Source organism: Streptosporangium sp. NPDC048047, assembly GCF_040653115.1.
Taxonomy (GTDB): domain Bacteria; phylum Actinomycetota; class Actinomycetes; order Streptosporangiales; family Streptosporangiaceae; genus Streptosporangium.
This window is the reverse complement of sequence record NZ_JBEZNH010000002.1, coordinates 21000-43217: the sequence shown is the minus strand read 5'-3', so window position 1 is coordinate 43217 and position 22218 is coordinate 21000. Positions and strand designations below refer to the sequence as shown.

The window sequence follows — 22218 nt, the reverse complement described above, 5'->3', positions numbered from 1 at the left end:
CATCCTGCCTGGATCTTCATATGTCAGCCGTGAGATCGCCTATACCGTCTGAACCTCGGCTCACGGCCTGACATGCTTGTTCAATGGGGATCGAGCTGAATCCGACCACCCCTGTGGACACGGAACTTCCATGGCAGGAGCCGCGATGAGCACCGGGCTGGAAACGCGCCCCAGCGCCACGACCTACGACGTCGAGAAACTGGTGGGCATGGCCTGGCGCGGACAGATCAGGGTGCCTCATTTCCAGCGCGACTTTCGCTGGGGCCGCGAAGACGTCATCCGGCTCTTCGACAGCATCGTCAAGGGTTACCCCGTAGGCAGCCTTCTGTTGTGGGTACGGCCCGCCGCGGAGCAGACGCTCACCCTCGGCACCTTGAGTATCGATGCCCCCCGCATGGACCAGTCACTGTGGGTGGTGGACGGCCAACAGCGCATCACCAGCCTGGCCAACGCTCTACACGAGGAAGGCGCCCGGGAGACACGGTTCGCACTCGCTTACGACTTGCGCACCGAGAAGTTCGTTCCCCGGCCATCCGTTGAAGATCCATACGTCATCCCGCTACCCATTCTGTTCGATCTGCGCCGGGTCCTGCGGTGGTTCACCGTCTATCCGGAGATCTCCGCCGAGCTTCAGGACAAGGCGTTCAACCTGACCACGGTCCTGCGGCAATATCCCATGCCCGCCTACCAGGTGGAGCAGGAGAACGCTGAAGTTCTTCAGGACATCTTCGACCGGATGAACAACTACGGGAAGCGCCTGAGCAAAGCTGAGATATTCTCCGCGCTCTTCGCCGGCGATGAGTCGGAGCAGGACAGGACTCTTACCATCGATGTGATCGCCGCTCACGTGGATGAACGGTTCGGCTTCGGTCGGATCGACAGCGACACGGTACTGCGTGCGATCCTCGCCAGACGAGGCCCCAATCCCGAGCGAGAGATCCGGACGGAGTTCGATGACGAGAACCGCAGAGAGGTCATCGAATTCCCAGGCGAAGATCGTGATACCGCCTTCCAGGCAGGAGAAGAAGCCCTGGGAAGGGCAGTCGGCTTCCTGCAGAAGGACGCCGGAGTTCCCCATTTCAGCCTGCTGGCGTACCGTTACCTCCTGATCGTTCTCACCCGGGTCTTCGCGCACTTCCCCGATCCTGATCCCGTCAACCGCAAGCTACTTCGTCGTTGGTACTGGCGGGCGGCTCTGTTCGGCCCGGAGATTTTCAAAGGGAGTTCCACGGGGGCGAGCCGCGCGCTCTGCGCGAAGGTTCAGCCGAACGACCTCACAGGATCAGTACAGAACCTCCTCGGAGCCCTGAACCGTCCTGAGCCGCAACTGCCCGAACTCCGGAGATTCAGGACCAACGAAGCAGCCGCAAAGATCACTTTGTGCTCCTGGTGGTCCTTGGAGCCACGCGACCCCAGCACGGGGAAACCCAGCGAACAGATCGAGCTGGCAGAATGCCTGACCGGCCGTCCCACCGCCGCCGACGCCGTGCGCTACCTGGTCCCCACCCGCCAGATGGACGAGAAGTATCGCCTCTGGGCTGCTAATCGTGTTCTGTTGCCCGCGATGGAGCAGGAGGCTGGCAAGGACATCGGTGCCGCCATTGTGAACCCGCCGCTCACCATGGACGAAAAGGAATGGCTGAAGGTCCTCGATTCCCATCTGATCACCCCGGCGATGGCCGCCCTACTACGAGACGGCCAGTCCGTACCCTTCCTCAAGGCCCGTCAGGAGAAGCTGATCTCAAACCTGGCGGAATTTCTGCAACGCGTGTGCGAGTGGAGGTTCGAGGACACTCCACCGCTTGATGAACTGACGATCGAAGATCTGCCCGGCGAGGAGCCTGCCCTGCCCGATGAGGAATCCGATGCCGCCCACTGAGTTGCGCTATGCGGTCATACTGGGGGACGACCGCGTGGGAACGCTGTACCAGCGAGGTGACCACACCCGTTTCGCGTTCCTGGAGAGTTATCTCCGTGACCCCGATCGAGCGATTCTCGGACTCTTTTTCGAGCAGGATCTGACAGGCAGACACGCAGCAGCACTTCGCCTTCCACCGTGGTTCTCCAATCTCCTTCCCGAAGGCGTACTACGTGACTGGATCGCCAATGACAGGAACGTCTCCGCTGATCGGGAAATGGAACTGCTCGCCCAGGTCGGTCATGATCTGCCGGGAGCGGTTCGAGTGGTGCCCTGCGATGGAGAGGATCACGTCCTTGACGACACCTGGGACGGCGGCGAGAGCAGGAATCCTTCTGCTCAGGACGGCTCTCAGCCCGAGATCCGGTTCTCTCTGGCCGGCGTGGCGCTGAAGTTCTCCATGCTCGCTGACAACGACCGTCTCACCCTCCCTGCCTCCGGCCAGGGTGGCGACTGGATCGTCAAACTTCCTGACCGGATCTACGCGGACGTTCCCCGTAACGAACATGCGATGATGTCTCTGGCCGCTGCGGTCGGCATCGATGTGCCCGAGATACGCCTGTACCACCGTGACGAGCTCGACACCCTGCCGTCAGGGGTCTGGCCAGGCACAGAGGACTGGGCCTATGCCGTACGTCGCTTCGATCGGGATGCCAGCCGAAGACCTGTCCACATCGAGGACCTCGCACAGGTGCGCGGCGTGTACCCGAATGAGAAGTATCTCGGCAACTACGAAACCGTGGCCGCATTGGTCCATCGCCGCCATGACGTCGCTGCGTTGCAGGAGTTCACCCGGCGGCTGGCCTTCACAGTGTTGATCTCCAATGGGGATGCCCATCTGAAAAACTGGTCGCTCATCTATCGGGATCCCAGGACCCCGGCGCTCTCCCCCGCCTATGACCTCGTCTGTACACGGGCCTACATGGGAAAAGGCGAGACACTCGGTATGAAGTTCGCGGGTTCCCGGCGTTTCGACGCCGTTACCATCCGCACCTTCGAGCGTTTGGAACGACGCCTCCATGCAGCCGGCGCCGGGTTGGGTGACATCGTCACGGACCTGGTCGGCCGTGTGCGCTCAGCATGGCCTGCCTGCGCCGACCTGCTCTCCACGGCACCGGAAGTGCGGGAGTCCGTGGCGGCCAGCATTGAACGGCGCAGCCGTACTCTGCTTTCCCGCCCTGGGAGCGGCTGAGCGGGAAAGCCTTTCCATACCTCCACGAACTTGGGGCCAGGTCTGTCAGGTGCAGGGGCTCCCCGGCGAACGGGGCCCGGACAGCCCGCGCCGCGGTTCAGGGCCCCGCGGGCTCCCCGCGGGCGGCACGCTCCCTGTCGAGCTCCTCCCGGAGCCGCCTGACCTCGTGCTGCAGCTCGAAGATGCGGCGGACGGCGGCGAGGGTCATGCCCTCGCCGACCAGCTTGATGACGTCCTGGAGCTCGCCGATCTCACCGCGGGTGTAGCGGCGCTGCCCGCCACCGGAACGGGCGGGCCGGACCACGTCGTGCTCGTCGAGGCGGCGCAGGAACGCCCGCTCGACCTGGAGCATGTCGGCGACCTGGCCGACCGAGTACAGCGGCGCGTTCTCATCGTCGAAGGGCAGCCTGACCATCGTCGCTCCTTTCCGGGGGTTCGGGACGACCGCGGGGCGGGCGCCAGGACCGGCGCCCGCCCCGAGGAGACCCGACGATCAGGCCGGATCTCAGGCCTTGATCGACTTCTGCTCCGGCGCGGCCTTGTGGATCTCGACCTTGCGGGGCCTCGCCCGCTCCAGCACCGGGATGCGCACGACCAGGACACCGTTGGAGTACGCGGCGTCGATCTTCTCGCTGTCGAGGTGCTCGGAGAGGTAGACGCGGCGGGTGAAGGTCCCCATCGGACGCTCGCGCACGAAGAGGCGGTCGTCCTCGGCGTACTCCTCCTCGCGCCGGGCGCTCACCGTCAGGACGCCCCGGTCGACGGTGACCTCGACAGAGTCGGGGTCGGCGCCGGGGAGGTCGAACTTGAGGAGGACGTCATCCTTGCGGCGGACGCCGTCCAGCGGCATGGCCCCGCGCGAGTCGTTCTGGCCCCATCCGAGGGTCTGCCGCGCGAGCCGGTCGAACTGACGGTCGAACTCCTGCACGAACGGGTCGATCGACGTCAGCAGCATCGGTAACCACCTCCGTTGAACCGGGCAGGTTCCTCACGCCTGCCGTTCCGAAAACCTCTAAGTCAATTTATAAGTTACGTGCAGTGGTGAATGCAAGCTAGCCATGACCTGATTTGCAGGATTCTTCACACCCGACCCGCAGATCCCGGCCGGGGACCGGACCCGCCGGGCCTGCCGGGACCGCGGCCCCGGCAGGCCCGGCGCGTCGGACCGTGCGGTTCGGACCGTACGGTTCAGACGGCGCGGCTCAGACCGCGTCCGTCAGCGCCGCGAACTCCTCGTCGGTCAGCTCCAGGGTCGCCGCGGCGACGTTGTCCTCCAGGTGCGCCACCGAGGAGGTGCCGGGAATGGGCAGCATCACCGGGGAGCGCCGCAGCAGCCAGGCCAGCGCGAGCTGCGACGGGGTGGCGCCGTGCCGCCTGGCCGCGGCGTCCAGCGGGCCGCCCTCCCTGGCCAGCTCGCCGGTCGCGAGCGGGAACCACGGGATGAAGGCCAGGCCGTTCGCCTCGCAGTGCTCCAGGACCGGCTCGGCGTCGCGGTGGGCGAGGTTGTAGAGGTTCTGCACCGAGACGATCGTCGCCGTCTCCCCGGCCCGCTCCAGATCCTCGACGCCGACCTCGCTGAGTCCGATGTGGCGGATCTTGCCCTCCCGCTGGAGCGCGGCGAGCTCCCCGACCTGCTCGGCCAGGGGCACCTTGGGGTCGATGCGGTGCAGCTGGAGCAGGTCGATCCGCTCGACGCCGAGGTGGCGCAGGCTCAGCTCGACCTGCTGGCGCAGGTACTCGGGGCGGCCCACCGGGCGCCAGTCGTCGGGGCCGGAGCGGGTCAGGCCGGCCTTGGTGGCGATGACCAGGTCGTCCGGGTAGGGGTGCAGGGCCTTCCTGATGAGCAGCTCGGACACGAACGGTCCGTAGGAGTCGGCGGTGTCGATGAAGTTCACGCCCAGCTCGACCGCGCGGCGGAGCACCCGTACGGCCTCCTCCGGGTCGCGCGGATCGCCCCAGATCCCCTTGCCGGTGAGCTGCATGGCGCCGTAGCCGAGGCGGTTGACGGTGAGGTCGCCGCCGATGGCGAACCGGCCGGAGGCGTCTGCGGGACGGGTCGTGGTGGTCATACGCTGTCTCCTCCAGGGAGCGGAATGTGCAGATTTCACCTGATTAACCCCTCAAGGGGTTATCTGGGGCCGTTACCCGCTAAATCCGCTTTTCACCCTGGGTGAGGTGGTCATCGAGGACCCGCCTGGCCTGGCGGACGACGGCCTCGTCGACGAAGCGCCCGCCGGGGAGGGCCACCGCGCCGGCCCCGGCCGCCGCCACGATCTCGCGGGCCGCCGCGACCTCCTCCTCGCCGGGCCGGTAGGCGTCGCGGATGACCGCGAGCTGGGCCGGATGGATGGCGGCCCGCCCGCGGAAGCCCATGGCCCGGCCGGCGCGGCACGACTCGGCCAGACCTTCGAGATCCCGGAAGTCGGTGTAGACCGACTGGGCCGGCGCGGGCAGCCCGGCGGCGCGGGCCGCCACCACGAGCCGCGACCGCGCCCATGCCAGCCCCGCCTCGTCGCTGACGCCCAGGTCGGCCCGCAGGTCGGCCTCCCCCAGGCCGATGCTCGCCACCGCCGGATCGGCCGAGGCGATCTCGTGGGCCCGTTCGAGGCCGAGAGCCGACTCGATGAGCGGGTGCAGCGCGGCGCCCGGCGCGGCGGCGGCGACGTCGCGCAGCTGACCGGCCGACTCGGTCTTGGGCACGCGGATGCCGGCCGTACCCGCGGCCAGGGCGCCGACGGCGCGCAGGTCCGCCTGGCCCCAGGCGGTGCGGGTGTCGTTGATCCGGACCTGCACGCGCGGCCGGGGTACGGCGAGCAGCGCCACGACCTCGGCCCTGGCCAGGTCCTTGCCGCCGGGGGCGACGGCGTCCTCCAGGTCGACGATCACCACGTCGGCCGGGCCGGCGAGCGCCTTGGCCACCAGGTCCGGCCGGTCGGCGGGCGCGTACAGCCAGGTCAGCATCACACCACCCCCCTGTCGCGCAGCGCCTCGATCTCGGCGGGCGTGAGCCCCGCCTCCGCCAGGACCTCGGCCGTGTCCTCGCCGTGGGCGCGGCCGGTCCAGCGGATCTCGCCGGGGGTTCCCGACAGCCGGAACATGACGTTCTGCATCCGCAGCGGCCCCAGCTCGGGGTCCTCCACGGTGGTGACGGCGTCCAGGGCGGCGAGCTGCGGGTCGGCCAGCACGTCGCGCACGTCGTAGACGGGCGCCACCGCGGCCTGCGCCTCCTCGAAGGCGGCGAGCACCTCGTCGCGGGTGCGCGCGCCGACCCACGCGGCGACGGCCCCGTCCAGTTCGGCGGCGTGCTCGGCGCGCCCCGCCCCGGTGGCGAACCACGGCTCGGCGATGCACTCCGGCCGGCCGACGAGGCGCATGACGCGCTCGGCGATGTTCTGCGCCGAGGTGGACACCGCGACCCAGGAGCCGTCCGCGCACCGGTAGGTGTTGCGCGGCGCGTTGTTGACCGACCGGTTGCCGGTGCGGGGCGGCACGATCCCGAGCCGGTCGTAGATCGTCGGCTGCGCCCCCAGCACGGTCAGGATCGGCTCGATGATCGACATGTCGACGACCTGCCCGGACCCGGTGGCCTCGCGCGCGTGCAGCGCCGTCATCACGGCGTAGGCGGTCGCGAGCGCGCAGATGCCGTCGGCCAGGCCGAACGGCGGCAGCGTCGGCGGCCCGTCCGGCTCGCCGGTCATCGCGGCGAACCCGCTCATCGCCTCGGCCAGCGTGCCGAAGCCGGGCCGTCTCGCGTACGGGCCGAACTGGCCGAACCCGGTGACGCGGGCGAGCACCAGGCGGGGGTTGGCCTCGCGGAGCCGGTCGTAGGAGAGGTTCCACCGCTCCAGCGTCCCCGGGCGGAAGTTCTCGATGATCACATCGGCGTCGCGCGCCAGGGTGAGGAGCAGGTCCTGACCCTCGGATCGCGACAGGTCGAGGGTGATCGTCCGCTTGTTGCGGCCCAGCATCTTCCACCACAGGCCGCCGGGCCCGTGCCCCCGCGAGGAGTCCGGTCTGACCGGATGCTCCACCTTGACGACCTCGGCGCCGAAGTCGCCGAGCATCATGGCCGCCATCGGCCCCGCGAACAGCGTCGCGAGGTCGAGGACGCGGACCCCTTCCAGAGCCTTCACCGTCGTTCCTCCAGGTTCGGTTCCTCCGGATCCACGGCCGGCCCGCCGGTGAGGACGCCCTCCGAATTCACGGCCGGCCCGCCGGCGAAGACGCCCTCCGGATCCACGGCCGGCCCGTCGGCGAGGACGTCCCGCGCGACGGCCAGGGTGCGGCGGGCGAGCCGGTCGAAGCCGATGCCGTCGAAGCCCCGCAGGCTGCTGGCCAGCCGGTTCCCCGGTTTCCACTGTTCGGGGACGCCGGAGGCGCCGAGCAGCCCGCCCATGATCGAGCCGACCGTCGCGCCGGCCGAGTCGGTGTCCCAGCCGCCGGCGACGGCCCCCGCGATCGACGCCGTGAAGTCACCGCGCCCGTGGACGAGCGCCGCCGCGATCAGCGCCGCGTTGTTGACCGTGTGGACCCAGTGCAGGTCGCCGTGGCGTTCGTACAGCCGGTCGACGACCCGCTCGAACTCCGGCTCCGACGAGGCGTCCGCGACGGCGTCCCGTACGGCCCCGGCCAGCCGCGACCCGGCCGGCACGACGGAGAGCCCGGCGGCGACCACGTCCTCGACCGAGGAGGCCACGAGGGAACGGGCGCACATGGCGGCGACCATCATCGCACCGTAGACGCCGTTGCCGGTGTGGCTGAGGCGGGCGTCCCGCCAGGCGAGCGCGGCGGCGGCCGCTGGGTCCCCCGGGTTGGCCCAGCCGTAGACGTCCGCCCTGATCAGGGCGCCGATCCACTCCCGGAACGGGTTGCGGTGCGTCGCGGTGCGGGGCGGCTCGATCCCGTCGAGCAGGTTGCGGTACGCCGCCCGCTCGGCGGTGAAGACCCGGCCCGCGGGCAGCTCGTCCAGCCACATCGCGGCCACGTCGGCGGTGGTGAAGTCGCGGCCGAAGCGTTCCAGCAGGGAGAGCCCGAGGAGCGGGAAGTTCAGGTCGTCGTCCTCGGGCACGCCGTCGATGTTCTCGGCGAGCGAGTTGACGGCGCTGCGCCTGTTCCACGGCCAGCGGGCCGCGACCTCGTCCGGCAGTCCGGCCGCGGTGAACCAGCCGCGGATCGGCCAGTTGCCGGTGGCTTCGGCGATCTCCCTGATGCCCTCGCGGGGGATCTTCTCCACCGGCTTGCCGAGCACGCATCCGGCGGCGCGTCCCAGCCAGGCGCCGAGCAGCCGGTCGGGAAGCCGGGCGGGGTCGGCGGCCTCGCGGGGGAAGCCCCCGGGGGCGCTCAGGGTGATCTCGGAGAGTCCGGAGGGTTCGGGGAGCGGGGACGGGATCGCCGCCAGCTCGTCGAGCAGCTCACCGGCCAGGTCGCGCAGCGCCGGGTCGGCCGGCCGCGGGGAGGCGCCCGCCCTGGGCGGCGCGTCGTGCCCCCCGGCGGCGCGCCAGCGGGCGGCGATCGCGGCGGCCTCCGGGCCGCGGCCGTCCTCGGCCGCCTGGCGCAGCTCGTGGCCGACCAGATCCTCCGGCTGCACCCAGGTGAGCCGGATCAGTCGGTCGGCCGGCCGGTCGGTCCGCCGGTCGACCGGGCGGCCGGTCATGCCGTCCCTCCCGCCGCGTCCCCGGCCGGGGCGTTCCCTCCCGCCGCGTCCCCGGCCGGGGCGTCCCCGGTCAGGGCGGCGAAGGCGGCCTCGTGGGCCCGCCGCGCGGCGAGGTCGGCCGCGTGGACCCGCCGGGCCACCCCGGCGATGGCCACGCCGGGAGCCACCAGGTCGATCCTGCTGGCCTCCGACACCGGGCCGAGCCACTCCGGCGGCACCGCGCCGGCTCCGCCGAGCGCCCCGGCGATCGCGCCGCCCATGCTGGCGATCGAGTCGGCGTCGCGGCCGTAGTTCACCCCGCCGAGCACGGTCTCGCGGTAGTCGCCCTTCGCGATGAGCAGGAAGGCGAGCGCCAGCGGGAGCTCCTCGATGCTGTGCAGGCGGCTCGGGCGGCGGGCGCCGAGCCCCTGGTCGCGGTAGGTGTCGGCGACGGTGTCGTAGGGGGCGACGGCCTCGCGCAGCGCGCCGAAGGAGCCGTCCCAGTGGCCGAGGCCGCGGGCCCGGTCGCAGACGGCCTCGATGGCGGCCCGCGTGCCGTCTTTGGCGAGCCGCAGGCAGGTGGCGACCACCGAGTCGGGGGTCGCTCCCGGGCGCATGGCCTCGGCGACGGCGGCGGCCAGCACCCCGGCGGCCTCCCGGCCGTAGCTGGACTGGTGGGCGCCGGCCAGGTCGATCGCCTCGGCGTACGCCCCGTCCGGGTCGGCCGCGTTGACGACGCCGACGGGCGCCATGTACATCGCGGCGCCGCAGTTGACGATGTTGCCGACGCCGGCTTCACGGGGATCCACGTGGCCGTAGTGCAGACGCAGGACCAGCCACTTCTCGGCGAGGAAGACCCGCTGCAGGGGTAGCGCCTCGGCCTCCAGCTCGGGGATCCACCGCTTCTCGCCCATCATCTCGGGCACCAGGTGCTCGGCCGCCGCGTACGCGTCGAGGTGACCGGCCGCCTTCTCGTAGACGCGGATCAGGGCGTGCGTCATGAGGGTGTCGTCGGTGACGTGGCCGTCGCCCTTGTGGTACGGCGCGATGGGCCGGGCGTTGCGCCAGTCCTCGAAGTACGGCGGGACGATGCCCGTCACGTGGCCGCCGTAGCGGCGTCGTATCTGCTCGGGCGTCCAGCCCTCGGTCGCGCCGCCGATCGCGTCGCCGACCGCGGCACCCGTCACGCATCCGACGGCCTTGTCGGTCAGCAGGTCCTGCGGCGTCATGCCAGTCCTCCAGCGATGTCGATGAGATCCGTTCCGGCCAGGTCGGGGATGCCGCAGCCGGCCAGCGTGCGCGCCGTGGCGCACCAACCCTCCGGGAGGGCCCGGTGGCCGGTGTGCGCCCCGGTCAGCGCCCCGGTCAGCGCCGGGGCGGAGTCGGCGAGCGACGGCAGGCACGCGGCGGCGGACACGGCCGCGCCCAGCGCGCCCCCGGACACCTCGGCGAGCGCCAGGGCTGCGGCGACCGTCTGGGCGGCCGCGACGCCGTAGCTGTAGACGTGGTCCAGCAGGGCCGCGTCGAGCGCCGGGACCGCCGCGAAGGGGTCCCCCGCCTCACGGGCCGCCGCGAGCGCCGTCCTGGTCATGTGACCGATCGCGGTGTCCTCGGGCAGCTCGGCCAGGGCCGCCTCCACGGCGGAGGGCATCGGCCCGCCCGCGACGAGCTCCGCGACCGCCGCCGCCATCGCCGCGGCGGCGTGGACGCCGTCCCCGGCGTTGGTGACCGAGGCGTCGGCCCGCGGGTCGATGCCGGCCGCCCCGAAGGCGACGGCCCGGATCGCCGCCGCGTCGTCGAAGAAGTGCGGGTTGTCGTGCCCGCTGGCGGGCGGCCGCTTGCCCGCCGCCAGGTTGTCGAGCGCCGAGCGCACCGAGATCCGTACCCGCAGGTCGGAGCGTTCCGCGAGCCTGCCGAACGCCTCCGCCCGGTCGTCGTGGATCGTCAGCGCGGTCCAGGCCAGCCACTCGGCGTCGTCGGACGGCCCGATCGCCAGCGGCTCGACCGGCTGGTTCAGCGTGAACGGCACGGGCAGCGTGGTGATCCGGTGCTCCTCGGCGAAGGCGTCCAGCTCCCGCTCCAGGCGCCTGCTCCAGGGCGCCAGCAGGGTGGAGCGGTGCCGCGCCGACGGCCAGCCGGCCGCGTCGCCGATCGCGAGGCCGATGAAGGCGCCGCGGATCCTGTCCCCCGATGACATGTCTCTCCTCTGCTCGCCTCTACTCGTCGTACCGGCCCGTGAGCACGCACCCGTCGCACCGGCCCGCGGAGTACCGGCCCGCGGACACGGGCTCCTCACGCGTGCCCGCGGGCCCGCGTTCGCGGCGCCGGCCCGCGGGCACGCTCATGCCGCCCGCTCCGACGCGGCCACCAGCTCGGTGGCCGCGTCGAGCACGTGCCGCCCGGCGACGACCGGGAGGCACCTCCCCGTGGCCGGGCCGATCTCCGCGGCCCAGCGCTCCGGGACCGCGGCCTCGCCGCGCCCCGCCCCCGCGAGGGCGCCCGCGATGGCCGCGGTCGTGTCGGCGTCCCTGCCGAGGTTGGCGGCGGAGACGACGGACTCCTCCACCTCGCCGGCCCCCATGAGGTAACCGGCGAAGGCGAGGGCGACCGCCTCCGGCGCGAGGTCCGTCCACGGGTAGTGGCGCGCCACCACCGCCGCGTACAGCCGCTCCACCGACCCGGCGGCGACGGCCTCGACGGCGGCCCGCAGGTTGCGGGAGGTCCAGGAGTCCTCGGGGACGGCGGCGATCCCGGCCTCGACGACCTCGCCGGGGGCCGCGCCGGTCATCGCGACGGCCACCGCCGCCGCGACCGCCTGACCTCCGTACACGCCCTCGCCGCTGTTGCTCACCACGCCGTCCACCGCCACCAGCCGGGCCGCCTCCGCGGGCCGGCCGGCGGCGAAGATCCCGTACGGCGCGGCGCGCATGGCCAGCCCGTCCGACCACCCGTGCGGGTGCCACAGGCCGGACAGCGGCGGGTCGAGGCCCCGGCGGAGCGCCTGGACGGCGCCGAGCTCGGAGAAGCCCGCGCCCCGCATCGGTCCCTCGATGCCCGCGATGATCTGCTCGCGGTACTCCCTGGCCACGTCGGCCGAGGTCAGCGCCGCGCCGTACCGGCAGAGCAGGGAGGCCGCGAAGAGGGTGTACTCGGTGTCGTCGGTGCCGCCTCCGCCGGGCTCGATCTCGGTGAGGCGGCCCCACCTCCGGGCGATCTCCTCCGGGGCGAGGTTCTCCGCGGGGCGCCCGAGGGCGTCGCCGGCCGCGAGGCCGAGCAGGCACCCCCGGGCGCGGGTCGGCGTCACTTGTTGTACCGCTCCAGCACCTTGTTGCCCTCGTCGACGAGCGTCTTCGCCGCCTCATCGAGGGTGATCTTGTTGGCGAAGTACTGCTGCAGGGTGGGGGTGGCCACCTTGCTCTTCCACTCGTCGAACCCGTTCACCTTGAGGTAGGGCGCGACCACGAGGTTCTTGGCGGAGGCCGTCGCCACGTCCCAGCCGTTCTCCTTCGTGGTCATGGACGGGTCGGCCGCGGCCTTGGCGCTGGTCGGGAGCAGCCAGTCGCCCTTGGCCAGCCTGGCCTGGTTGGCGCCGTTGAGGAAGAAGGAAATGAACTTCGCCGCCTGGTCGGGATACTTGCTGTCGGCCGCGACGGACAGGGTCTGCGAGGTGGCCCCCTGGTCGGAGCCGGTGCCCTTCAGCGGCGGGATCGTGACCCACTCGAAGCCGGACGGGGCCTGCTCGGCGACCTGCTGCCGCAGGTAGACGCCCGCCGGGAGCATGGCGTACTTGCCCGCGTAGAAGCCCGGCAGCGGGTCGGCGGTGCCCATGCCGAGCGCGGACGGGTCGGCCGACCTGTCCTTGTAGAGCTGGTCGTGGATGCGCCGCAGCACCTCGCGCTCCTCGGGCCCCACCTTGACCGTCGCCTTGGCGCCGTCGGTCTGGAAGAAGGTGCCGCCGAAGTTGAGCCCGAGGTTGAGCACCTTGTTGACCGGTGACTTCAGCGGCCAGGCCACCCCGAAGGAGTCGCCCTTGGTGAGCTTCTTGCTGATCTTCGCGAACTCGTCCCAGGTCCACGGGTCATCGGGGGTCGGGATGCGCACCCCGGCCGCGTCGAGCAGCTTTTTGTTGGCGATGATGACCTGCGACTCCTGGAGGAACGGCACGCCGTACACGCCCTGGCCGCCCTTGCCGTCGCCGAAGGTGACGGTGTCCCAGGCGGCCTGCGGGATGTCGCTCTTCAGGTCGGCGGGCAGCTTGCCCGCGAGGTCCAGGAGGTAGCCGCGGGAGGCGAAGCCGGCGAGCGCCGGCGAGTCGTCGTGGATGACGTCCGGCGGGTCGCCGGCCTCGAACGACGTGACGAGCTGGTCGTTGACGTTGTCCCAGCTGCCCTGGACGTACTCGACCCGGATGCCGGGGTTGGCCTTGTTCCACTCGTCGACGATCGCCTTGTTGGCGGCGATGGACTCCTTCTGCCAGGCCAGGCTCAGGAATTTCAGGCTCACCGGGTCGCCGGCCTTCTGGCCGCCGCCGTCGCCCGACGAGCAGCCGGCCGTCAGGGCGGCGAGCGCGGCGGCGGCCGCCACGAGTGCGGTTCTGGTACGCAACGGACTCTCCTATCGAGGGGTACGGCTCCGCCGGGTCCGGCTCGGCTCGCCCCGCTGGGGTCGGGGGCTTTTTTCGAAGATCGGCTAACCCTTGACGGCGCCGGCCAGCAGGCCGGACCTGAGCCGTCTCTGGATGATCGCGAAGAACGCCAGGCTCGGGATCGTGGCGAGCAGCGACGCCGCGGCGAGCGGGCCGAGACGCACGACCCCCTCGGCGCCGGTGAACTTCACCAGGGTCAGCGGCAACGTGGCCACGTCGGGGTCCTTGAGGACGACCAGCGCGAAGAGGAACTCGTTCCACGAGGAGATGAAGGAGAACAGCAGCGTGGCCACCACACCGGGTGCGAGGAGCGGCGCCACGATCCGCACCAGCGTGCGGATCCGGCCCGCGCCGTCGGTCGCCGCCGCCTCCTCCAGCTCGCGCGGCACGGACCGCACGTATCCCTGGAGCATCCACAGCGCGAACGGCAGCGTGAAGGTGACGTGCACGACCGTGAGGCCGGGCAGCGTGTTCACCAGGTCCAGGGTCCGCAGCACCATGAACAGCGGAATGATGATCAGGATGAACGGGAAGACCTGGCTGACCAGCACCCATCCGATCGCGACCCTGTTGACGAGCGAGCGGTGGCGGGCCATGGAGTAGGCCGCGGGCAGGGCGAGCACGACCGTCAGCACGGAGCTCGTGACCGCGACCACCAGGCTGCGCAGCGCGCTGCCGACGATGTCCTGCTCGGTGAACGCGTCGGCGAAGTTGCTGAGGACCGGGTGCCGCGGGATCCACGTCGGGGTCAGGCCCGCCATCTCCTGCGACGTCTTGAGCGCCGTGGACAGCAGCCAGAGCAGCGGGAAGGCCAGGAAGACGATGTACCCGAGGAGGGCGAGGTACTGCAGCGGCCTGCGCATGTCAGCTCGCCTCCCGCATCTGACGGCCGATGTAGAGACCCAGTACGGCCAGCACGACGATCACGATCGCGACTCCGAGGGTGGCGGCGTAGCCGAAGAAGCCGTAGCGGAAGGCCTCCTCGTAGGCGAAGAGCATCGGCAGCCGGGTCTGCCCGCCCGGACCGCCCTGGGTGAGGACGTAGACCAGGCCGAACTGGTTGATGTTCCAGACGAAGTCGAGTGAGGTGATCGTCACGATGATCGGGCGGAGCTGCGGCAGCGTGATGTTCCAGAAGCGGCGCCACGTCGAGGCCCCGTCCATGTGACCGGCCTCGTGCAGTTCCCTGGGCACGCCCTGCAGCCCCGCGAGCAGCACGACGGTCGTCTGCGGCATGCCGGTCCAGATCCCGACGACGATCACCGCGGGGAGCGCGATGGAGAAGTCGTTGAGCCAGTCGACGTTGTGGTCGAGCAGCCCCGCCCCCTGGAGCGTGCTGTTGAGGATGCCGGCGTTGGGGTGGTAGACGAGCCGCCACATCAGCCCGATGACGACCGGCGGCATCGCCCACGGCACCATGGCGAGCACCCGGGCGAACCCCCGGAACCGCAGGTTCTCGTTGAGCAGCAGCGCGAGCCCGAGCGCGGCGGCGAACTGCAGCACGGTGACCGAGACCGCCCAGATCAGGCCGATGCGGAACGACGCCCAGAAGTCCCCGTCGGTGAGGAGGTCGCCGAAGTTCGCCAGGCCCACGAACGAGGTCACGGAGTTGCGCCCGGACCTGGCGTCGGTGAAGGCGAGGTAGATGCCGTAGAGCAGCGGGCCGACGCTGAAGACCAGCACCGGGATCAGCGCCGGCAGCATCAGCAGGAGCGTCTCGCGCCCCTGCCGGCTCTTTTCGGGCCGGCCCCGGCGATCCGCCGCGGACCCCCGTTCCCTTTCGGCCGTCAAGGTCATGGAGACTCCTCCCCCAGGGTCGAGGCGCGGGTCACGAGGCGGGGTTCGACGGTGACCGTGCGGGGCGGCCGGCCGTCGTTCTCCAGGCGGTCGAGCAGGAGTTCGGCGGCGGCCCGGCCGCGCTCGGCCGAGCCGAGCCAGACGCTGGTGAGCGGCGGCCAGGCGATCGTGGCGAGGTCGGTGTCGTCCATGCCCGCCACGGCGACGTCCTCGGGCACCCTCCGCCCCGCGCGCCGCAGGACGTCGAGCGCCCCGAGGGCGATCAGGTCGTTGGCGCACAGCAGCGCGTCGAGGTCCGGCACGCGGTCGAGCAGGCGGGCCGCGGCCTGTGCGCCCTCGGCGCGGTAGAAGTCGCCCACCTCGACGAGGTCCCGGTCGTACGGCAGGCCGAGCGTCTCCAGCGCCTCCGCGTAGGCGGCGGAGCGGGCCGCGCCGGGGACGGTGTCCGGCGGGCCGTTCACGAAGCCGATGCGGCGGCGGCCCAGGTCGTGGAGGTGCCGGACGGCGAGCCGCACGCCGGTCCTGGAGTCGACCCGCACGTTGTCCACCGGGGTGCCCTCGGGCACGGAGCCGATGACGACGATGGGCGCGCGGGCGGCGGCGAACATCTCCAGGTGCCCGTCGGTCACCCTCAGCGGGATCATGATGAGCCCGTCGATGTACCGCTCCCCGAGGCCGCGGAGCACGTCGAGCTCGTCGGCCGCGTCCGCGTTGGTGGAGTGCAGGACGAGCCGGTAGCCGGCCGCCCTGAGCAGGGGCTGGATCTCCCGGACCATCGCGAGGTAGACCGGGTTCCCTATGTCGGCCATGGCGAAGCCGATCTGGTTGCTGCGCCGCGACTTCAGCGACCTCGCCGCCGAGTTCGGCACGTAGCCGAGTTCGCGCGCGACGCTCATCACGCGGCGTTCGGTCTCCGCCCTGGTGGGGAGGCCGTTGAGCACACGTGACACCGAGGCGATCGACACGCCCGCCCGTCGGGCGATCGTCGTGATCGTCGGTTCCTCGCTCATGTCCACCTCGGCCTCCGGAGACGGTAAACGTTTTCAGTAGGCGGCGTCATGTCTCTGAAAACGTTTACGGATGGAGGACATGTAACGCCCATGTTTCCACCAGCGTCAAGTCACAATCGGATAAACCGGACAAAGAACCGGTCAACCGTGGCCCGGGAGCCGGGGGCCGGTGAGAGGCCGGGCCAGGGGCCGGGCCGGGCCGGCCGAGACCGGGGGCCGGGGCTACTTGATCGCGCCGACCGTCACCCCGCGGGTGAGGGTCCGCTGGAAGATCAGGAAGAAGACGACCGCCGGGAGGATCCCCAGCAGCGCCGAGGCGCTCGACATGGTGGCGTCCATCATCTTGTCGCCCTGCAGCACGCCCAGCGCCACGGGCACGGTCTGGTTCTCGTTGGAGACCAGGAAGACCAGCGGCAGGAAGAACTCGTTCCAGGTCCAGATGAAGAAGAAGACCAGCAGCACCGCGAGCGTCGGCCTGCTGACCGGGACGACGATCCGCCACAGCGCCCGCCACTTCCCGGCGCCGTCGAGGGCGGCGGCCTCCAGGATCTCGCGGGGGAACCGGCCGAGCACCGAGGCGAGCAGGTAGGTGCCGAAGGCGCTCTGGATCACCGTGAAGATGATGATCACGGCGAGCCGGGTGTCGTAGAGGCCGGCCTGCTTGGCCAGGTAGTACAGCGGGTAGACCAGCGCCTCCTGCGGCAGCGTGTTGGCCACCAGGAACGCCACCATGATCCACGTGCGGCCGCGGACCCGGCCGACGCCGAGCGCGTAGGCGTTGAGCACCGACAGCACGACGGCCAGCACGGCCACCGAGCCGCTGATCACCAGGCTGTTCCACAGCTTGCCGCCGAAATCCGTCCGGTTCCAGAACGCGACGATCCCGTCCAGGTGGAGCCCGCCCGGCAGGCTCAACGGCCCCCCGGAGGAGTACTCGGCCGGTGACTTGACCGCGTTGGCCGCGACGATGGCGAACGGCACCAGCATCACGACGGCGAGGACGGCCAGCGCGGCCAGGACCGCGTACTTCCGGATCATGATTCCCTGTCCTGGATCCGCAGGAAGAAGGCCGTGACCATGATGATCAGGAGGGTGAGCACGGTCGCGATCGCCGAGCCGTACCCGACGTTGGCCTTCTCGAAGAAATTCTGATAGCTGAAGTACGACGGCACGAGCGTGGCGCCGCCGGGGCCGCCGCGGGTCAGCACGAAGATCGGCCCGAAGACCTTGAGCGCGGCGATCGTGCAGGTCAGCAGCACCACGAAGATCTCCGGCCGGATCTGCGGGATCGTGACGTGCCGGAACCGCCGCCACCAGGAGGCCCCGTCCATCTCGGCCGCCTCGTACAGCGCGGGGTCCACCCGCTGGAGCCCGGCCATGAAGACGACCACCGGGTAGCCGATCTGGAACCACACCATGATCAGCATCACGCTCGGCAGCGCCCAGGCGGGGTCGCCGAGCCAGTTGCGCGGCTCCATGCCCACCAGCCCGAGCAGCTCGTTGAGCGCGCCGTACCGGGGGTGCATGATCCAGCCCCAGACGATCCCGGCGACCGCGACCGGCAGCACCTGCGGCAGGTAGTACGCCGCCCGCAGCGCGCCGGCCGTACGGGGGCCGAACCTCCTGCCGACGTGGTCGAACAGCGCGGCCGCCAGGACCAGCCCGATCGCGGTCGGGACGATCGCCATCGCGACGATCAGCGCGACGTTGTGCCGGAAGGAGGCCCAGAACCGCTCGTCGGCGAACAGCCGGGCGTAGTTGTCCAGGCCGATCCAGCGTGGGTCGCCGATCCCCTGCCAGCGGGTGAACCCGATCCCGACGTTCATCAGGAACGGAACCGCGATGACGGCCGTGAACAGCAGGGCGCTGGGCAGCAGGAACACCCAGTACCCGCGACGCCTGTCCATGCGGGACCTCGTCTCGTCTCGTGGTGCTCTTCGCGCGGCCCACCGAAAGGGGCGGGCCGCGCGGATGACGTCAGTCGCCGAGGTCGGCGAGGTTCTCCTGGTACGGCCCGGCGAGCTCGTCCAGGACCTGGTCCGGCTTCTTCGTGCCGTTGATCAGGTTCTGCACGCCGGAGACCAGCACGTCGTAGTAGCCCGGCGCCGGCCAGTCGGGGTAGAAGGCCAGCCCGTCGGCGCCGGAAAGCTCCGTGAAGTTCTCGATCAGCTCCTTGCTGCGGGCGTCGGTGATCGCCGCGGGGTCGGCCGCGACCGGGATGCCGCCTGCGTTCCCGAGCAGGTTCTGCACGTCCTTCTTCATCGTGATGTCGATGAAGTCGTAGGCGAGGTCCTTGTTGCGGGCGTTGGCGGGGACGACCCAGATGTTGCCGCTGGACCCGGCGTGCATCGTGTTGCCGGGCCAGAGGAACGTGCCCCACTCGAAGTCCTTGATGTCGGTGGCGAACCGGCCGAACCACCAGCTTCCGGTCACCACCATCGGGTACTTGCCGGCGATGAAGGACTGTCCCATGTCCTCGGCCTTGACGCCGGCCGAGTCCTTGCCGATGTAGCCCTTCCTCACCCAGTCGGCGAAGGTCTCGGCGGCGTATTTCAGCTCCGGTCCCCTGAAGTCGACCTTGCCCTTGTATAGCTGGAAGGCGTCCACCCACGGCCGCTGCGCCTTGCTCAGCGCGAGCTGGTAGAGGATCTGCTGCGCCGGGTACTCGGCGCCGCCGACGGCGAGGGGGGTGGTCCCGGCCTCGACGAACTCGTCCATCGCCGCGGTGAACTCGTCGAACGTCGTCGGCACCTTGACGCCCTTTTTCTTGAAGGCGTCCTTGTTGTAGTAGACCATCACGTACTCGGCGTAGTCGGGGACGCCGAACCACCGGTCGCCGCCCATCACGCCGCGGTCGTCGTACTTGGCGGTGGTCTGCAGGGAGGGGCTGAGCAGCTTGTCCCAGCCCCGCTTGGCGGCCTCGTCCGACAGGTCGGTCAGCAGGCCCTGCTTGGACAGCAGGCCGGCGGTGGCGTTGCCCTTGTTGTACTCCATGACGTCCGGGGCCTGGTCGGAGTTGAGGATCATGCCCGCGGACTGGCGGATCTGCTCGAACGCCTTCTCCTCGAACGCGACCTTCACCCCGGGGTGGGTGGCCTCGAACTCCTTGACGGCCTCGGCCCACGCCTTGCCCATCGCGCCGTCGGCGCTCTCGTAGTGCCAGAGCTTCAGGGTCCGGGGGCCCGCGGCGGGCTCGTCCGTGTCCGGCCCTCCGCTCCCGCAGGCCGCCAGGGCGGCCAGCAGGGCGGCGACGGCCACGGCGGTCGCGGCCGTCCTCACCCTTCTCAGCTTGAGCATGACTGCCTCCTAGACGGTGGTGATGACGACCGGGACGTCGGCGCCCACCAGCTCGACGCCCGTGACGCGCGCGCCCCCCGAGACGGTCACCCGCAGCCCGTCCCCCTCGGGGACGGCGGTGGCCACGGTGTCCCCGTCGACGTCGGAGATGACGGCGCGGCCCTCGCCCACCCCGTAGGCGACCAGCGTGATCTCCCCGAACGGCCCGTCGCCCACGGCCTCCCCCGGGTCCGCCAGGACCGGGATGAGCGCGCCGTGCCGGGCGAACAGCGGGATCCGGTCGAGCGGCGTGGAGACCGTCACGTACCGGCCGCCGGTGAGCACCTCGCCCGTCCAGTGGTCCACCCAGCCGCCCTCGGGCAGGTACACCTTCCGCACGCCGTCCGGCGAGGTCATCGGGGCCACCAGCAGGTCGCGGCCGAAGAGGTACTCCAGGTCGGCCTGCCAGGCCACCGGATCGCCGGGATGGTCCACGCACAGGGCCCGCATCATCGGCGCCCCGGTGCGCGCGGCCTCGACCGCCGCGGTGTAGATGTACGGCATGAGCCGGTAGCGCAGCCTCAGCGCCGCGACGGCCTCCGCCTCGACCCGGGGGAACTCCCACGGCTCCCGGCTGGTGGTGCCGTGCAGGCGCACCAGCGGCGACAGCGCGCCGAACTGGGTCCAGCGGACGTACAGGTCGTCGGTGGGACGGCCGGTGAAGCCGCCCGCGTCGTGGCTCCAGAACGGGATGCCGGACAGGCCGTGCGACAGCCCGCCGCGCAGCGTGCTGCCCATCGCCGGGTAGCTCGTGTAGGTGTCGCCGCCCCACTGCGCCGCGTGCCGCTGGCCGCCGAGGAAGGACGAGCGCGCCCACACCATGCCGTGCCCGGCGACCTCCCTGGTCACCTCGGAGACGAGGTCGTTGAACAGGAGCGTGTAGACGTTGTGCAGGTCGGTGCCGGTCATCCCGTTGGAGGCGACCGCGTCGTGCGGCACGCCCTCGGCGAAGTCGGTCTTGAACGCCTGCACGCCCTGCTCCAGTAGCGGCCGCAGCAGGCCCCGGAACCACTCGGCGGCCTCCGGGTTGGTGAAGTCCACGATGCCGCAGGGCGGGTAGGAGCCGTGCCAGCAGTCGGCCACGTAGACCTCGCCGTCAGCCTTTTTCAGGAAATATCCGTTACGGGCGGCTTCTGGGAACGCCGGGCTCAGGTGGGAGACGTACGGGTTCATCCACAGGCAGACCTTGAAGCCCATCCGGTCCAGCTCGGCGAGCATCGCATCGGGGTCGGGGAAGTTCTCCGCGTCCCACCGCAGGTCCGACCAGTGCCCATCGGTCTGCCAGTAGGTGTCCAGGTGCAGCACGTCGCACGGGATGCCCCGCTCCCGGATCGTCCGCGCCCGGTTCAGCACCCGCTCCTGGGTGTCGACGAAGAAGCCCGAGGAGATCCAGGTGCCGAACGCCCACTTGGGCGGCAGCGCCGGCCGGCAGGTCAGCCGGTCGAACCGGTCGAGCACCTCCGGCGGGGTGGGCCCGGCGATCACGTAGTAGTCGATGAGGTCGTCCGGCACCACGATCTGCACGCAGCTGTGCGTGGACTGGCAGACGTCGAACTCCACCGGCGTGCCGCTGTCCACCGCCACGCCGTAGCCGCGGCTGGACAGGTAGAACGGGATGTTCTTGTAGGCCCGCTGCGACTCGGCGCCGAAGGCGTCGAAGTTCCACATGACCGGCCGCTGGCCGCGCTTGTCCAGCGGGGTGAACGACTCGCCGAAGCCGCCGAACGCCTCGTCGGCGGGGGCGGCGAAGCTCTCGTGGTAGGCGGCCACCTCGCCGCCCGCGCTGGAGCGGCCGAACGGCAGCGTGCGCATCCGGCCGCTGATGTCGGTGTGGCCGCGGTCCTGCTCCAGCAGGGTGGCGCCGGAGGCGTCGGTGAACCTCAGGTGCCAGGGCGACAGGGTGATCTCGGCGCGCAGCGGGCCGGCGTCGACGGTGATCGTCCCGTCGCCGGTCTCCACCCTCGCCCCGGCGAACCCGCCCGGGGTGACCATGGAGATCGCGGCGGCCGACCGGGTCCGCGCGTCCGCGTCCTGGCCGAGCCGTACCCGGATCACCCCCTCGCCCGCCACGCCGACCTGGGCCACCAGCGTCTCGCCGGTGGAGGTCGCGGCCTTCAGTGTCACCGAGGCGTCGTCGGACGCCACCGCCTCGGCGGCGGTCAGCGTCGCCGGGCCCGCCTCGCCCCGGACGCGCACCGGCAGTTCCGGGGGGTCGGCGACGAAGTACTCATGCGCGATGAGAGGAGGGCGATAGGGCATTAGGGCTCCAGCGCTCGGCGTTCCGGTTCGCGAATTAGTTTGGCGTCCAGACCAACAAACGTCAACGGCGACCCTTGAGGCGGGGGCGGGAGGCAGCAGGCGCTCATCCGGAACGGAGGACATGACGTGGACCGGCCCGGAGGCATCGGCTGGAGCCGGAGCCGTCCCCCTTGAGCTGGTACGGCGTGGCGAATGGGTGTTCGCGGTCGACCACGGAGACGATGAACAGCAGGTCCCGGACGGTCCGCGGCCGCCTCCCGGCGGCTACGCCGTACGGAGGGTACGGCGGGGGTAGCGGGCATCGGGGCGGGCGCCACGGCCCGCCGCGCGGCCGGGACGACCCCGAAGGAGGTTCCCGTGCGCCGTCGCCGTCCCGTGCCCCCGGCACCCGTCCTCCGGGCTCCCACGCCTCCGTCGCCCGTCCCCGGC

Annotated in this window: 19 protein-coding genes; 2 read left to right on the top strand and 17 right to left on the bottom strand. The window is 71.0% G+C overall.

The genetic code is table 11. The features are described from left to right. The first annotated feature begins 145 nt into the window (after positions 1 to 145). On the top strand, positions 146 to 1879 hold the full coding sequence (locus tag AB0D67_RS01985; protein WP_362928849.1) for a DUF262 domain-containing protein: 1734 nt from the start codon (positions 146 to 148) through the stop codon (positions 1877 to 1879). Continuing rightward, the gene (locus tag AB0D67_RS01980; RefSeq protein ID WP_362928847.1) at positions 1866 to 3110 is read left to right on the top strand and encodes a HipA domain-containing protein; all 1245 of its coding nucleotides are present in this window, start codon (positions 1866 to 1868) and stop codon (positions 3108 to 3110) included. The genes AB0D67_RS01985 and AB0D67_RS01980 overlap by 14 nt, the downstream gene beginning before the upstream one ends. Before the next feature lie 97 nt (positions 3111 to 3207). On the opposite strand, the gene AB0D67_RS01975 is transcribed toward AB0D67_RS01980, so the two are convergent. From AB0D67_RS01975 to AB0D67_RS01895, 17 genes are all read right to left on the bottom strand, one after another. Further along, a complete protein-coding gene (locus AB0D67_RS01975) occupies positions 3208 to 3525 on the bottom strand; it encodes a MerR family transcriptional regulator (RefSeq protein WP_362928845.1) in 318 nt (105 codons plus the stop codon). 90 nt (positions 3526 to 3615) lie between these two features. Continuing rightward, a complete protein-coding gene (locus tag AB0D67_RS01970; RefSeq protein ID WP_362928843.1) occupies positions 3616 to 4065 on the bottom strand; it encodes an Hsp20/alpha crystallin family protein in 450 nt (149 codons plus the stop codon). Positions 4066 to 4312: 247 nt separating this feature from the next. Continuing rightward, positions 4313 to 5179: an aldo/keto reductase gene (locus AB0D67_RS01965; RefSeq protein WP_362928841.1), complete on the bottom strand. Its 867-nt coding sequence runs from the start codon at positions 5177 to 5179 to the stop codon at positions 4313 to 4315. 79 nt (positions 5180 to 5258) lie between these two features. Continuing rightward, positions 5259 to 6071 carry a CoA ester lyase gene (locus AB0D67_RS01960; RefSeq protein ID WP_362928839.1) on the bottom strand — a complete coding sequence of 271 codons (813 nt, stop codon included), beginning with the start codon at positions 6069 to 6071 and terminating at the stop codon, positions 5259 to 5261. After that, the gene (locus AB0D67_RS01955) at positions 6071 to 7243 is read right to left on the bottom strand and encodes a CoA transferase (RefSeq protein WP_362928837.1); all 1173 of its coding nucleotides are present in this window, start codon (positions 7241 to 7243) and stop codon (positions 6071 to 6073) included. Before AB0D67_RS01955 ends, AB0D67_RS01960 begins: the two co-directional genes overlap by 1 nt. After that, positions 7240 to 8763 (bottom strand): ADP-ribosylglycohydrolase family protein, encoded by a 1524-nt coding sequence (locus AB0D67_RS01950; RefSeq protein WP_362928835.1) that lies wholly within the window; start codon positions 8761 to 8763, stop codon positions 7240 to 7242. The genes AB0D67_RS01955 and AB0D67_RS01950 overlap by 4 nt, the downstream gene beginning before the upstream one ends. Then, entirely contained in the window at positions 8760 to 9971 is a 1212-nt protein-coding gene (locus tag AB0D67_RS01945; protein WP_362928833.1) for an ADP-ribosylglycohydrolase family protein, read from the bottom strand. The genes AB0D67_RS01950 and AB0D67_RS01945 overlap by 4 nt, the downstream gene beginning before the upstream one ends. Further along, positions 9968 to 10939 carry an ADP-ribosylglycohydrolase family protein gene (locus AB0D67_RS01940; RefSeq protein ID WP_362928831.1) on the bottom strand — a complete coding sequence of 324 codons (972 nt, stop codon included), beginning with the start codon at positions 10937 to 10939 and terminating at the stop codon, positions 9968 to 9970. The genes AB0D67_RS01945 and AB0D67_RS01940 overlap by 4 nt, the downstream gene beginning before the upstream one ends. 144 nt (positions 10940 to 11083) lie before the next feature. Beyond that, on the bottom strand, positions 11084 to 12046 hold the full coding sequence (locus tag AB0D67_RS01935) for an ADP-ribosylglycohydrolase family protein (protein ID WP_362928829.1): 963 nt from the start codon (positions 12044 to 12046) through the stop codon (positions 11084 to 11086). Further along, positions 12043 to 13347 (bottom strand): sugar ABC transporter substrate-binding protein, encoded by a 1305-nt coding sequence (locus AB0D67_RS01930; protein ID WP_362928827.1) that lies wholly within the window; start codon positions 13345 to 13347, stop codon positions 12043 to 12045. The genes AB0D67_RS01935 and AB0D67_RS01930 overlap by 4 nt, the downstream gene beginning before the upstream one ends. An 84-nt stretch (positions 13348 to 13431) precedes the next feature. Then, positions 13432 to 14250, bottom strand: coding sequence for a carbohydrate ABC transporter permease (locus AB0D67_RS01925; protein WP_362928825.1), 819 nt, complete (start codon positions 14248 to 14250; stop codon positions 13432 to 13434). Position 14251: 1 nt separating this feature from the next. Further along, positions 14252 to 15184, bottom strand: coding sequence for a sugar ABC transporter permease (locus AB0D67_RS01920; protein ID WP_362928823.1), 933 nt, complete (start codon positions 15182 to 15184; stop codon positions 14252 to 14254). Continuing rightward, a complete protein-coding gene (locus AB0D67_RS01915) occupies positions 15181 to 16194 on the bottom strand; it encodes a LacI family DNA-binding transcriptional regulator (protein WP_362928821.1) in 1014 nt (337 codons plus the stop codon). The genes AB0D67_RS01920 and AB0D67_RS01915 overlap by 4 nt, the downstream gene beginning before the upstream one ends. Positions 16195 to 16416: 222 nt before the next feature. After that, positions 16417 to 17232, bottom strand: a complete 816-nt coding sequence (locus AB0D67_RS01910) for a carbohydrate ABC transporter permease (RefSeq protein WP_362928819.1) — start codon at positions 17230 to 17232, stop codon at positions 16417 to 16419. Beyond that, positions 17229 to 18101 (bottom strand): sugar ABC transporter permease, encoded by an 873-nt coding sequence (locus tag AB0D67_RS01905; protein ID WP_362928817.1) that lies wholly within the window; start codon positions 18099 to 18101, stop codon positions 17229 to 17231. Before AB0D67_RS01905 ends, AB0D67_RS01910 begins: the two co-directional genes overlap by 4 nt. A gap of 70 nt (positions 18102 to 18171) precedes the next feature. Next, positions 18172 to 19491, bottom strand: a complete 1320-nt coding sequence (locus tag AB0D67_RS01900) for an extracellular solute-binding protein (protein ID WP_362928815.1) — start codon at positions 19489 to 19491, stop codon at positions 18172 to 18174. Positions 19492 to 19500: 9 nt separating this feature from the next. Then, positions 19501 to 21789 carry a TIM-barrel domain-containing protein gene (locus AB0D67_RS01895; protein WP_362928813.1) on the bottom strand — a complete coding sequence of 763 codons (2289 nt, stop codon included), beginning with the start codon at positions 21787 to 21789 and terminating at the stop codon, positions 19501 to 19503. Positions 21790 to 22218: the final 429 nt, after the last annotated feature.